Source organism: Streptomyces carpinensis (genome assembly GCF_002154505.1).
In the GTDB taxonomy this organism is placed as follows: Bacteria; Actinomycetota; Actinomycetes; order Streptomycetales; family Streptomycetaceae; genus Streptomyces; species Streptomyces carpinensis.
Genome location: NZ_MUBM01000663.1, coordinates 234 through 844, shown reverse-complemented (window position 1 = coordinate 844; position 611 = coordinate 234). Strand labels below are relative to the sequence as shown.

The window sequence follows — 611 nt, the reverse complement described above, 5'->3', positions numbered from 1 at the left end:
CGTCGACGTGATCGACCTTTACTACATGCACCGGCGGGACGTGAACGTTCCGATCGAGGAGACCGTCGGGACCATGGCCGAGCTGGTGCGCGAGGGCAAGGTCAAGCACCTGGGCCTGAGCGAGGTCACCGCCGATGAGCTGCGGACCGCGCAGGCCGTGCACCCGATCGCCGCCGTGCAGTCGGAGTGGTCGCTGTTCAGCCGGGACATCGAGGCGAGGGTGGTGCCGGCGGCCCACGAGCTGGGCGTGGCGCTGGTGCCGTACTCGCCGCTCGGCCGGGGCTTCCTCACCGGAAGCTTCGTGCAGGCCGAGAAGGACCTGACGGACGACGACTTCCGCCGCACGATGCCCCGCTTCCAGGGGGAGAACGCCACGGCGAACGCCACCCTGCTGGAGCCGATCCGTGCGGTCGCCAAGGCGCACGACGCCTCGCTCGCGCAGATCGCGCTGGCCTGGGTGCAGCAGCGGGCCGCGGTCCACGGCCTCCCGATCGTGCCCATCCCGGGTACGCGCAAGCCCAGCCGGGTGGAGGAGAACCTGGCGGCGACGCGGATCGTGCTGACGGAGGACGAGCTGGCACTGCTGGAGCCGATCGCCGGGCAGGTGGCGG

Annotated in this window: 1 protein-coding gene; it reads left to right on the top strand. The window is 71.4% G+C overall.

Going from position 1 to position 611, the window contains the following annotated elements; translation table 11 throughout:
• Positions 1 to 611: aldo/keto reductase (locus BZY54_RS47670; protein ID WP_244217708.1), on the top strand; the 611-nt coding region annotated here is incomplete at both ends.